Origin of the sequence: Citrobacter sp. MGH100 (genome assembly GCF_001034465.1) — a bacterium.
In the GTDB taxonomy this organism is placed as follows: Bacteria; Pseudomonadota; Gammaproteobacteria; order Enterobacterales; family Enterobacteriaceae; genus Citrobacter; species Citrobacter youngae.
In genome coordinates, this window is record NZ_KQ089802.1 from 50,426 (window position 1) to 63,100 (window position 12,675).

Consider the following 12,675-nt stretch of genomic DNA (forward strand, 5'->3'; position numbering starts at 1 on the left):
AATTCCGTAACTTATAAAAATGCAGTTAAATCAGTCATATACCCCTTAAGGAGTATATAAGGCCGAATTTGATTTGTATCAATAAGTGCGGTTGCTGAATCGTTAAGGTAGGCAGTAATAGAAAAGAAATCGAGGCAAAAATGAGCAAAGTCAGACTCGCTATTATCGGTAATGGTATGGTCGGCCATCGCTTTATTGAGGATCTTCTTGATAAATCCGACGCTGCCAATTTTGATATTACCGTCTTCTGTGAAGAACCCCGCAAAGCGTACGACCGTGTACACCTGTCTTCCTACTTCTCCCACCACACCGCCGAAGAGCTTTCTCTGGTGCGTGAAGGATTCTATGAGAAGCACGGCGTTAAGGTGTTAGTGGGCGAACGCGCAATTACCATCAACCGCCAGGAGAAGGTAATCCACTCCAGCGCAGGTCGTACGGTCTATTACGATAAGCTGATCATGGCGACGGGCTCTTACCCGTGGATCCCACCGATTAAAGGTTCGGAAACCCAGGACTGCTTCGTTTACCGTACCATTGAAGACCTCAACGCCATTGAATCTTGCGCGCGCCGTAGCAAACGCGGCGCCGTTGTCGGTGGCGGCCTGCTGGGTCTGGAAGCCGCTGGTGCCCTGAAAAACCTCGGCGTTGAAACTCACGTCATTGAATTCGCCCCGATGCTGATGGCTGAACAGCTGGATCATATGGGTGGCGAGCAGTTACGTCGTAAAATTGAAAGCATGGGCGTGCGTGTGCACACCAGCAAAAACACCAAAGAGATCGTCCAGGAAGGCACCGAAGCGCGCAAAACCATGCGTTTTGCCGACGGTAGCGAACTGGAAGTTGATTTCATCGTCTTCTCTACCGGTATTCGTCCACGCGACAAACTGGCAACTCAGTGCGGCCTGGACGTCGCGCCGCGCGGCGGGATCGTGATCAACGATTCTTGCCAGACCTCTGACCCGGATATCTATGCGATTGGCGAATGCGCCAGTTGGAACAACCGCGTGTATGGTCTGGTGGCCCCGGGCTACAAAATGGCACAGGTTGCCGTTGACCATATTCTCGAAACCGAAAACGCTTTTGAAGGCGCGGACCTGAGCGCCAAGCTGAAGCTGCTCGGCGTGGATGTCGGCGGGATTGGCGATGCGCACGGTCGTACACCGGGAGCGCGTAGCTATGTTTACCTCGACGAAAGCAAAGAAGTCTACAAACGCCTCATCGTTAGTGAAGATAACAAAACCCTGCTGGGTGCGGTTCTGGTCGGTGATACCAGCGATTACGGCAACCTGCTACAGCTGGTGCTGAACGCCATCGAACTGCCAGAAAACCCGGACTCACTGATTCTGCCAGCACACGCGGGCAGCGGTAAGCCGTCTATCGGCGTGGATAAACTGCCGGACAGCGCGCAGATTTGTTCCTGTTTTGACGTCACCAAAGGCATGCTGATTGCCGCTATCAACAAAGGTTGTCACACCGTTGCGGCGCTGAAAGCCGAAACCAAAGCCGGTACCGGCTGCGGCGGTTGTATCCCGCTGGTAACGCAGGTCCTGAACGCCGAACTGGCGAAACAGGGTATCGAAGTGAATAACAACCTGTGTGAACACTTCCCGTATTCACGTCAGGAACTGTTCCACCTGATCCGCGTAGAAGGCATTAAAACTTTCGAAGAGTTGCTGGCTAAACACGGTAAAGGTTACGGCTGTGAAGTGTGCAAACCTACCGTCGGTTCCCTGCTGGCGTCCTGCTGGAATGAGTACATCCTCAAACCACAGCACACGCCGCTGCAGGATACCAACGACAACTTCCTGGCCAATATCCAAAAAGACGGTACCTACTCCGTGATCCCGCGCTCTGCGGGCGGTGAAATTACCCCGGAAGGCCTGGTAGCTGTCGGTCGTATCGCGCGCGAATTTAACCTGTACACCAAAATTACCGGTTCTCAGCGTATCGGCCTGTTCGGCGCGCAGAAAGATGACCTGCCGGAAATCTGGCGTCAGCTGATTGAAGCCGGTTTTGAAACCGGTCACGCGTATGCCAAAGCGCTGCGTATGGCGAAAACCTGCGTAGGTAGCACCTGGTGCCGTTACGGCGTCGGCGATAGCGTCGGTTTCGGCGTGGAGCTGGAAAATCGCTACAAAGGCATTCGTACCCCGCACAAAATGAAATTCGGCGTCTCCGGTTGTACCCGCGAATGTGCGGAAGCTCAGGGCAAAGACGTGGGTATCATCGCCACTGAGAAAGGCTGGAACCTGTACGTTTGCGGTAACGGCGGGATGAAACCGCGTCATGCAGACCTGCTGGCGGCCGATGTCGATCGTGAAACGCTGCTCAAGTACCTTGACCGTTTCATGATGTTCTACATCCGTACTGCCGACAAACTGACCCGTACCGCACCGTGGTTAGATAACCTGGAAGGCGGCATCGAGTATCTGCAATCAGTCATCATCGACGACAAACTGGGGTTGAACCAGCACCTGGAAGAAGAGATGGCTCGTCTGCGTGAAGCGGTAGTGTGTGAGTGGACAGAAACGGTTAACACCCCATCCGCACAGGTTCGCTTTAAACACTTTATCAACAGCGATCAACGTGATCCGAATGTTCAGGTTGTACCTGAGCGCGAACAACATCGTCCGGCTACGCCTTATGAGCGTATCCCGGTGACTCTGGTGGAGGAAAACGCATGAGCCAGTGGAAAAACATCTGCAAAATCGATGACATTCTGCCTGCAACAGGCGTCTGCGCCCTGTTAGGTACTGAGCAGGTTGCTATTTTCCGCCCGTATCACAGCGATCAGGTGTTTGCGATCAGCAATATCGACCCATTCTTTGAGTCCAGCGTACTGTCGCGTGGGTTGATTGCTGAACATCAGGGCGAATTGTGGGTCGCCAGTCCGCTGAAGAAACAACGCTTTCGTTTAAGCGATGGGCTGTGCATGGAAGACGAACAATTCTCCGTGAAACATTACGAAGCGCGAGTGAAAGACGGCACGGTACAACTGCGCGGTTAATTAATTTTTGGGAGGCGCAACGCCTCCCCTTTTTTGTATTTTTTTCATTGTAATTGTTATCACAAAATCATTTGTGCTGCATCGCGGCGGCAACTGAGCAAACCCCCAGGAGCATAGTTCACTATGTGACTGGGGTGAGCGACAAATCTGTCAGGAACAGATTTGAACGTCGCACAGCGACGGCCCGTAAGGGCGAGTCTCAGGACGAGACGAGTAACTCAGTAGCCAACAAAGACGCAGTGCAAAGGATGAAGTGAGAAAAGGATAATCAACACATGTTCACAGACACTATCAATAAGTGTGCGGCTAACGCTGCGCGCATCGCACGCCTGTCGGCAAATAACCCACTCGGGTTCTGGGTCAGTTCGGCAATGGCGGGGGCCTACGTTGGTCTCGGCATCATTCTTATTTTCACTCTCGGTAATTTGCTTGACCCGTCCGTACGTCCGCTGGTGATGGGTGCAACCTTTGGTATTGCATTGACGCTGGTGATTATTGCCGGTTCAGAACTGTTTACCGGTCACACCATGTTCCTGACGCTTGGCGTCAAAGCGGGCACCATCAGCCACGGCCAAATGTGGGCTATCCTGCCGCAAACCTGGCTGGGAAATCTGGTCGGATCCGTGTTTGTCGCCCTGCTTTATAGCTGGGGAGGCGGCAGTCTGCTGCCGGTCGATACCAGCATAGTGCATACGGTCGCGCTGGCGAAAACTACCGCACCTGCAACAGTGCTGTTCTTTAAAGGCGCGCTATGTAACTGGTTGGTTTGTCTGGCAATCTGGATGGCAATCCGCACCGAAGGCGCGGCAAAATTCCTCGCTATCTGGTGGTGTCTGCTGGCGTTTATCGCTTCAGGCTACGAGCACTCGGTGGCCAACATGACGCTGTTTGCCCTTTCCTGGTTCGGTCATCACAGCGAAGCTTATACCCTGTCCGGAATTGGTCATAACCTTCTGTGGGTGACACTCGGTAATACTTTGTCCGGTGTCGTATTCATGGGATTGGGTTATTGGTATGCTACGCCAAAATCGGAGCGTCCGGCTCCGGCAAAAATCAACCAGCCAGAGGCTGCTGCCAATAATTAATTAAGGGGTAATGTCGTGGACCATTTGCCTATATTTTGTCAACTACGTGACCGCGACTGCTTGATCGTCGGCGGTGGTGATGTCGCAGAACGCAAAGCGCGGTTACTGCTGGAAGCTGGCGCCCGTTTAACGGTTAATGCGCTGGCGTTTATTCCGCAGTTCACCGTATGGGCAAATGAAGGCATGCTGACGCTGGTTGAGGGGCCATTCGATGAAGCCCTGCTCGACTCTTGCTGGCTGGCTATCGCCGCTACTGACGACGATGCCGTTAATCTTAGCGTCAGCAATGCCGCAGAGACACGCCGTATTTTCTGTAACGTGGTCGATGCGCCAAAAGCGGCCAGTTTTATCATGCCCTCCATTATCGACCGCTCTCCGCTGATGGTGGCGGTCTCCTCAGGCGGTACATCCCCTGTTCTTGCCCGCCTGCTGCGTGAAAGACTCGAATCCGTGTTGCCGCAGCATCTGGGCCAGGTCGCACAATATGCCGGACAACTGCGCTCCCGCGTGAAAAAACAGTTTGCCAGCATGGGTGAACGTCGCCGCTTCTGGGAAAAATTGTTCGTTAACGACCGCCTGGCGCAGTCACTGGCGAACAACGACCAGCAAGCCGTAGAAGAAACCACCGAGCAGTTGCTCAGCGAACCGCTGGATCACCGGGGTGAAGTGGTATTGGTAGGTGCCGGTCCTGGTGATGCCGGGCTGCTGACGCTGAAAGGGCTACAGCAGATCCAGCAAGCTGATGTTGTGGTATATGACCGTCTGGTTTCTGACGACATCATGAACCTCGTACGCCGCGATGCAGATCGTGTGTTCGTAGGCAAACGTGCGGGTTATCACTGCGTTCCGCAGGAAGAGATCAACCAGATCCTGCTGCGTGAAGCGCAACAAGGTAAACGCGTAGTGCGACTGAAAGGCGGTGACCCGTTCATCTTTGGCCGCGGTGGCGAAGAGCTGGAAACCCTGTGTCATGCCGGTATTCCATTCTCTGTCGTGCCAGGCATTACAGCGGCTTCTGGCTGTTCTGCTTATTCCGGTATCCCACTGACTCATCGCGATTATGCGCAGAGCGTACGCCTGGTCACCGGGCACCTGAAAACAGGCGGTGAGCTGGACTGGGAGAACCTGGCAGCAGAGAAACAAACGTTGGTGTTCTATATGGGACTGAATCAGGCGGCAACGATTCAGGAAAAACTCATCGAGTTTGGTATGCAAGCCGATATGCCGGTTGCCCTGGTTGAGAATGGTACTGCCGTAACACAGCGCGTCGTCAGCGGTGTGCTGACACAGCTCGGTGAACTGGCAAAACAGGTTGAAAGCCCGGCGCTGATTATCGTGGGTCGTGTAGTGGGATTACGCGATAAGCTGAACTGGTTCTCGAACCATTGATTCACATCAGCGAAATAACCAACGGTATACCGTTCTGAAATCGTTCCGCTAATTAACACAAACGGCAGTCCTGGAATCTCTTTCCTGACTGCCGTTTTTATTTCTCACCTGTTTTTCAAAGCATATTTCCTTGTCTTTGAGTAGTCCTTATCTGGACTACCTCCCTGTTCCATTACTTGATATTTTCACCGGCGGAAAATGGATTTTTTCCATTTTTTTCATATATATAAATGGTTATATCTACAAAGATTTCGTTATGCTTAAGATTGCAAAAATTGCCCTTGTGGCAGGGATTCTGACGACGTTGACCGCTTGTACGGGTCATATTGAAAACCGTAATAAAACCTGCTCGTATGATTACCTGCTGCACCCGGCAATTTCAATTTCTAAAATGATTGGCGGTTGCGGCGCAGTGGCTGAATAATCAATAAATCTCTTTGCGCAGATACAAAAAAACCGGGAAATTCCCGGTTTTTTCAGCAATGCAAAAAGTATTACGGCTTGGCAACAAAGCCAATAGCCTCATACACGGCTTTCAGCGTAACAGAGGCACGCGCGCTGGCTTTTTCCGCACCGTCTTTCATCACTTTCTGCAGGAAAGCTTCATCGTTACGGAAACGGTGATAGCGCTCCTGAAGCTCCGTCAGCATGCCGGAGACAGCTTCTGCGACTTCACCTTTCAGATGACCATACATTTTGCCTTCAAAGTGCTGTTCCAGCTCAGGAATGCTCTGGCCAGTAACGGCAGAGAGGATATCCAGCAGGTTGGAAACACCCGCTTTATTCTGCACGTCGTAGCGCACAACCGGCGGCTCTTCCGAGTCGGTCATCGCGCGTTTGATTTTCTTAACCACTGATTTCGGATCTTCCAGCAAGCCGATCACGTTATTGCGGTTGTCATCCGACTTGGACATTTTCTTCGTCGGCTCCAGCAGCGACATTACGCGCGCACCGGATTTCGGAATAAACGGCTCAGGCACTTTAAAGATATCGCCGTACAGGGCGTTAAAGCGTTGAGCGATATCACGGCTCAGTTCCAGATGCTGTTTCTGATCTTCGCCAACCGGTACCTGGTTGGTCTGATACAACAGAATATCCGCCGCCATCAGCACCGGGTAATCAAACAGCCCGGCGTTGATGTTCTCCGCATAGCGTGCGGATTTATCTTTGAACTGGGTCATACGGCTCAGCTCACCGAAATAGGTGTAGCAGTTCAGCGCCCAACCTAACTGTGCGTGTTCCGGCACATGAGACTGGACGAAAATGGTGCTTTTTTCAGGATCGATACCGCATGCCAGGTACAGCGCCAGCGTATCCAGCGTTGCTTTACGCAACTGCTGAGCGTCCTGACGAACGGTGATAGCATGTTGGTCAACGATGCAGTAGATGCAATGGTAGTCATCCTGCATGCTCACCCACTGACGCAGCGCACCCATATAGTTGCCAATGGTCAATTCACCTGAGGGCTGTGCGCCACTAAAAACGATGGGCTTAGTCATTTTTTGATTCCTGATTTTCGCTATGCGGAAGCCCGAGAGCGGGCAGTAGTTCATTAATACGGTCGTAAATAACGTCGGGCTGGCTCAGCGCGATCGACTCGCCGTAGTTGTAGCCATAGGTCAGGCCAACGGACGGACAGCCAGCAGCTTTTGCCGCCTGAATATCATTGCGTGAATCCCCTACGAAGAGCATTTGCTCAGGCTTGATGCCAAGCTTGCTTGCCACCAGCAGCAGCGGATCCGGATGCGGTTTTTTGTTCTGTACGTCATCACCACCGATGACCACGCTAAAATATTTGGCGATATCTAATGCTTCGAGTAATGGCGCGACAAACGGGGTCGGTTTGTTGGTCACCAGACCCAGCGGCAATCCTTTCGCATGCAGCGCGCCCAGCGTGTCGGCAACATCAGGGAACAGGAATGTCCCCTCTTCTGCGACATCGCCGTAGTATCTGTCGAACAGCTTGCGCAAAATACGCACCTGTTCCTCGGCGGGAATATCATCATCAACGGGCGGTTTACCCATCGTTTTGCGTAAGGTCGCGCGCTCCTGACGAGACCACGCCAGCGCGCGCTCCATCAGTACGTCTGCGCCATTGCCAATCCAGGTGATAACGCGTTCTTCACCGGCTACCGGCAGTTCCAGCGCATACAGCGCCATATCCACCGCTGCGGCTAATCCCGGCGCACTGTCAACCAGCGTACCGTCGAGGTCAAATGCTACGCCCCGAATGTCCTGAAATTTATCCATGACTTACCTTCGCCAGTTCATTACGCATTTCATCAATGACTTTTTTGTAGTCTGGTTGGTCGAAAATAGCAGAGCCTGCGACAAACATATCCGCACCGGCAGCCGCGATTTCGCCAATGTTGTTCACCTTAACGCCGCCGTCCACTTCCAGACGGATGTCATAGCCAGATTCATCAATGCGACGGCGCACTTCGCGCAGCTTATCCAGCGTTTGCGGGATAAAGGACTGTCCACCAAAGCCTGGGTTAACGGACATCAGCAGGATCACGTCGAGCTTATCCATGACGTAGTCCAGATAACTCAGCGGTGTTGCCGGGTTGAACACCAGCCCCGCTTTACAGCCATGCTCTTTGATCAGCTGTAAAGTGCGATCGACGTGTTCGGAGGCTTCCGGGTGAAACGTAATAATGCTGGCGCCAGCGGCGGCGAAGTCCGGGACAATACGATCAACGGGCTTCACCATCAGATGAACATCAATCGGAGCGGTGATGCCATATTTACGCAGCGATTTCAGTACCATCGGGCCGATGGTCAGGTTCGGCACGTAGTGGTTGTCCATGACGTCGAAGTGAACGACATCAGCACCCGCGGTCAGTGCTTTCGCGGTGTCCTCACCCAGGCGGGCAAAATCAGCCGACAGAATTGAAGGGGCAATCAAATACTGTTTCATCCGCTTCTCCTTGAGAATTATTTTTTCGCAGGCGTTGCGACTCCTGGTTTGTATAGTGCCAGCAGTTCGTTCACCTTTTTACGTGTGCCGCCGTTGCTGCTTATACTGCGCCGCACTTTGACCTGAAAATGTTTCGCCGCTCGATACCATTCGCGGGTATCCGGCGTGTCATGATTCGAAATTAACACCGGGATCTGCTTACTGACCAGCTTTTCTGCCATCTCGGCCAGATGCGCCTGTTCTTTCGGGCTAAAGCTGTTGGTATGATACGCGGTGAAATTTGCCGTCGCCGAGAGCGGTGCATATGGCGGGTCACAGTAGACCACAGAGTTGCTATCCGCGCGATCCATGCACTCTTCATAGGAGAGGCAATGGAACTCTGCATTTTGCGCTTTTTCAGCAAAATGGTACAACTCGGCTTCCGGGAAGTAAGGTTTTTTATAACGACCAAAGGGGACGTTAAACTCACCACGCAGGTTATAACGGCATAACCCGTTATAGCCAAAACGGTTGAGATATAAGAACAGCACTGCACGTCGGAACGGGTCCTGGCAGGCATTAAATTCTTCCCGGAACTGGTAGTACACCTCAGCCTGATTCGTTTCAGGCATAAACAGCTCACGTGAAGCCTGCACATACTCATCGGTACGCGTCTTCACGATGTTATAGAGACTGATAAGGTCGCTGTTGATATCGGCAAGAATATAACGAGAAAAGTCGGTGTTGAGAAACACCGACCCGGCACCCACGAAGGGTTCAATCAGGCATTCACCCTGAGGTAAATGCCGTTTGATGTCATCAAGCAGGGGATATTTCCCCCCTGCCCATTTCAAAAAAGCGCGATTTTTTTTCATGCTGACTAACTAATTACACCTTCTCCGGCTGTGGAGAAAGCTCCGACAGCATCCTGCGCTTTAGTCTTTGTCCCGCAATTGGGCGAAACAGCAAACCATTGCAGAACATATCCTATCTTACTTCAAATCGGCCTGAACCTGGTGCAGCGGTTTTGCCCACGGGTTTTTCGCCTGAATGTCGGCGGGTAACGTAGACACTGCACGTTTTGCATCTTCTTTAGACGCATACACGCCCGTCACCAGAACATACCACGGTTGACCGTTACGCGTCGTCTGGTACACCACGTAGTTCTTCAGGTTCTCTTTCTTCGCCCAACCATTCAGGTTGTCGTAGTTAGAGGAACTGCTGAGCTGCAGCGTGTAGTGACTGGATGGCGCTGATTTTAACGCGCCAACGTTCCCTGCACTTTTCGCACCACCCGCAACCGGTGTTGCTGTCGTTGGTGCAGGTGTTGCAGTCTGGGCTGGCGTCGTCGCGGTTGCTTTCGGCTCAACAGTCGCTTTCGGCGTAGCAGCTACCACCGGCGCTTTGGTTGTGGTCGTCGGCGCAGTTGCGGTTGGTGTAGCCTGAGCAACAGGTTTTGGCTCTGTCGGCGTCGCTTTTACCGTGGTCTGCGGCTTGCTCTTCGGCTCAATAACAGCCTGTTTGCGTTCCTGATGTGCAACTGCAGTACGTTCTGCTGGCTCAGTCTTCGCAGTCTGACGCCCTGCATTGCCATTGCGAACTGGTGCTACGGTAGCAGGTTCAGTTGGCAGCGTAGAGTTGACTACGACGTTGTTAACCTGTGCCTGACCTTGCGGCTGCGTCAGTGCATTGTTCAGATCGCCCTGAACTTCGACGCGCTGCTGACCTTCCGCTGTGGCAGGTGCCTGGCCTTGAGTCGGGGTAGAGGAAATCGGCGGCAGAGAAACATCCTGCTGCGTATTGCCAGCGGTCTGCTCAGCACCCGTCGCAGGCATTGTGGTGTTCGCCTGATCCGTCGCATTGCTGCCAGAAAGATCGATGCTCTTCTCACCAGACGCAGCCTGCTCACTGGAAGAGGAAGATGAGGGGGCCTTCAGCGCAGAACCGATACCGACAATCAGCAGCAGAAGTACCAGAACACCCACACCCATCATAATGTACTGACGGGAGGCTGGTTTACTGACCGCTTTTTTACGCTTGCGTGGGCGACGTTCTACACGTTCTTCATCCACAACATCGTCATCAGATTCATAGTCTTCTTCAATGTCCTGCTCTTCATCACGCTCTTTACGTGCCCGCGCAGGACGGCGATCGTCGGCATCCAGATCAACATCATCAAAATTGATTTGCGGCTCATTATCGCGTTCAGACGATTGACGAGAACGACCAGTACGACGATCGCTGGGATCGGGTTTCAGCTCGTCTTCTGGTTTGAATTCATCCATTTAACACCCCACTCAAAGGTTAATGCTTACGACTTTGCACATAACCTGAAGCTAAAAGACTTACGCTTTACAACGCAAGCCTGACCTTTCTTGTTGTTACGCCTGCTGGCAATCAGCAATCGCGTTAAGAACCACCTCGTGCGACACTCCGCCGCGCACTTCACTCTTCCCTATCGCCTGCGGAAGCACTAAACGAATCTCTCCCGCCAACACTTTTTTATCTCGCAGCATGTGCGGCAAATAAGCCTGTGTAGACATTTCACGCGGCCCATTCACCGGTAAACCTGCGCGCTGCAACAGCGTAATAATGCGCTGCGTTTCAGCGGAGGTAAACTGGCCCAAACGTTCTGACGTGCGGGCAGCCATTACCATACCTGCTGCGACGGCTTCACCATGTAACCAATTGCCATAACCCATTTCAGCTTCGATAGCATGGCCAAACGTGTGTCCCAGATTCAGTAAAGCACGTAAGCCCATTTCGCGCTCGTCCGCTGCGACAACTTCTGCTTTCAGCTCACAACAACGGCGAATACAGTACGCCATTGCCGGACCATCCAGACGCAACAACGCATCCAGATTGTCTTCCAGCCAGCTAAAAAATTCACCGTCAAGGATGATGCCGTATTTGATCACTTCCGCCAGGCCCGATGCCAATTCACGCGCAGGAAGCGTTTTCAGACAGTCGAGATCCACCACCACGGAAGCAGGTTGGTAAAACGCGCCAATCATGTTTTTACCGAGGGGATGGTTTACGGCGGTTTTACCGCCTACGGAGGAGTCAACCTGCGACAACAGCGTTGTCGGGACTTGAATAAAACGAACACCACGCTGATAGCTGGCTGCTGCAAAACCGGTAAGATCGCCAATCACGCCGCCGCCAAGTGCGACCAGCGTGGTATCGCGACCATGCGGTTTTTGCAGTAACGCAGTGAAGACCGTATCCAGCACCGCCAGACTTTTATACTGCTCGCCATCGGGAAGGATAACGCTATCAACGTTAACACCCGCCTGTTCAAGTACGCCGCGAACCTTATCGAGATAAAGGGGAGCCAGGGTTTCGTTGGTCACCAACATAACCTGATCGCCCGATTTCAGCGGTAAGAATGAAGCTGGCTCATCAAACAAACCAGCCGCGATGGTGATAGGGTAACTACGTTCCCCGAGAGTGACTGTAATCCTCTCCATTACGCGACATCCACCTTAGTTACTTGTACCCGCAGACGAGTGTGTATTCAGCCAGAATTAGTTGCTTTCCAGCATATGAATAATCTGGTTTGCTACGACTTTCGCGCTCTGATCGTCGGTGCGAATGGTCACGTCGGCAATCTCTTCATACAGAGGGTTGCGTTCGTCGGCCAATGCTTCCAGAACTTCACGCGGCGGCGATTCTACCTGCAGCAGCGGGCGTTTCTTGTCACGTTGAGTACGTGCAAGTTGTTTTTCAATTGTCGTTTCAAGATAGACCACGACGCCACGCGCGGAAAGACGGTTACGTGTTTCACGTGATTTTACAGAGCCACCGCCAGTTGCCAGCACAATACCCTGTTTTTCCGTCAACTCGTTGATGACTTTTTCTTCGCGATCACGGAAGCCGTCTTCACCTTCTACATCGAAGACCCAGCCCACATCAGCTCCGGTTCGTTTCTCAATCTCTTGATCAGAATCGTAAAATTCCATATTGAGTTGTTGAGCTAACTGGCGCCCAATAGTGCTTTTTCCGGCACCCATAGGCCCAACCAGAAAGATATTGCGTTTCTCTGCCATTTTTTCGGTACTACTAAGACTATTCGTTAATGGTAAACCCGCTTCGCAGACACCCAGCGCAGCAGGACATGAACTGAAACCTCATAAGATATTGCGAGAGTCAGACTGAAAATTATCTCAATACTCAAGCGGGTTTGGCAACTGAATAAATCACCAAACCTTACGCATTTCTGGTCGTGGCAGGCATGCTACCCTGCAAACATCTGACCTGATGACGTATCGTGTAGCCAAATGACGCCAAATAAG

The 12,675-nt window shown here is 52.4% G+C and carries 12 protein-coding genes; 5 read left to right on the forward strand and 7 right to left on the reverse strand.

Translation table 11 applies throughout. The features are described 5' to 3' along the window. Positions 1–140 precede the first annotated feature (140 nt). The 5 genes from nirB (at position 141) to SK32_RS25125 (ending at position 5,905) form a co-directional block, all read left to right on the forward strand. A complete protein-coding gene (nirB, locus tag SK32_RS18180; protein ID WP_048213539.1) occupies positions 141–2,684 on the forward strand; it encodes an NADPH-nitrite reductase large subunit in 2,544 nt (847 codons plus the stop codon). After that, entirely contained in the window at positions 2,681–3,007 is a 327-nt protein-coding gene (nirD, locus tag SK32_RS18185; RefSeq protein WP_005121659.1) for a nitrite reductase small subunit NirD, read from the forward strand. Before nirB ends, nirD begins: the two co-directional genes overlap by 4 nt. Positions 3,008–3,282: 275 nt before the next feature. Then, positions 3,283–4,092 carry a nitrite transporter NirC gene (nirC, locus tag SK32_RS18190; RefSeq protein ID WP_005121658.1) on the forward strand — a complete coding sequence of 270 codons (810 nt, stop codon included), beginning with the start codon at positions 3,283–3,285 and terminating at the stop codon, positions 4,090–4,092. A gap of 15 nt (positions 4,093–4,107) precedes the next feature. Continuing rightward, a complete protein-coding gene (gene cysG, locus SK32_RS18195; RefSeq protein ID WP_048213540.1) occupies positions 4,108–5,481 on the forward strand; it encodes a siroheme synthase CysG in 1,374 nt (457 codons plus the stop codon). Between the two features lie 256 nt (positions 5,482–5,737). Continuing rightward, positions 5,738–5,905 (forward strand): YhfL family protein, encoded by a 168-nt coding sequence (locus SK32_RS25125; RefSeq protein ID WP_048213798.1) that lies wholly within the window; start codon positions 5,738–5,740, stop codon positions 5,903–5,905. A 70-nt stretch (positions 5,906–5,975) separates the two neighbouring features. Here SK32_RS25125 and trpS read toward each other — a convergent pair whose 3' ends face one another. The 7 genes from trpS to aroK all read right to left on the reverse strand — a co-directional run bounded on the left by trpS (position 5,976) and on the right by aroK (position 12,429). After that, a complete protein-coding gene (trpS, locus tag SK32_RS18205) occupies positions 5,976–6,980 on the reverse strand; it encodes a tryptophan--tRNA ligase (protein WP_048213541.1) in 1,005 nt (334 codons plus the stop codon). Beyond that, positions 6,973–7,731, reverse strand: coding sequence for a phosphoglycolate phosphatase (gene gph / locus SK32_RS18210; RefSeq protein ID WP_048213542.1), 759 nt, complete (start codon positions 7,729–7,731; stop codon positions 6,973–6,975). The genes trpS and gph overlap by 8 nt, the downstream gene beginning before the upstream one ends. After that, positions 7,724–8,401 (reverse strand): ribulose-phosphate 3-epimerase, encoded by a 678-nt coding sequence (gene rpe, locus SK32_RS18215; RefSeq protein ID WP_040231743.1) that lies wholly within the window; start codon positions 8,399–8,401, stop codon positions 7,724–7,726. Before rpe ends, gph begins: the two co-directional genes overlap by 8 nt. Positions 8,402–8,418: 17 nt before the next feature. Continuing rightward, positions 8,419–9,255, reverse strand: a complete 837-nt coding sequence (dam, locus tag SK32_RS18220) for an adenine-specific DNA-methyltransferase (RefSeq protein ID WP_048213543.1) — start codon at positions 9,253–9,255, stop codon at positions 8,419–8,421. Positions 9,256–9,372: 117 nt separating this feature from the next. Then, positions 9,373–10,665, reverse strand: a complete 1,293-nt coding sequence (damX, locus tag SK32_RS18225) for a cell division protein DamX (protein WP_048213544.1) — start codon at positions 10,663–10,665, stop codon at positions 9,373–9,375. Positions 10,666–10,761: 96 nt separating this feature from the next. Beyond that, entirely contained in the window at positions 10,762–11,850 is a 1,089-nt protein-coding gene (gene aroB, locus SK32_RS18230) for a 3-dehydroquinate synthase (RefSeq protein WP_048213545.1), read from the reverse strand. A gap of 57 nt (positions 11,851–11,907) precedes the next feature. Then, the gene (gene aroK / locus SK32_RS18235; RefSeq protein ID WP_003023552.1) at positions 11,908–12,429 is read right to left on the reverse strand and encodes a shikimate kinase AroK; all 522 of its coding nucleotides are present in this window, start codon (positions 12,427–12,429) and stop codon (positions 11,908–11,910) included. Between the last annotated feature and the right edge of the window lie 246 nt (positions 12,430–12,675).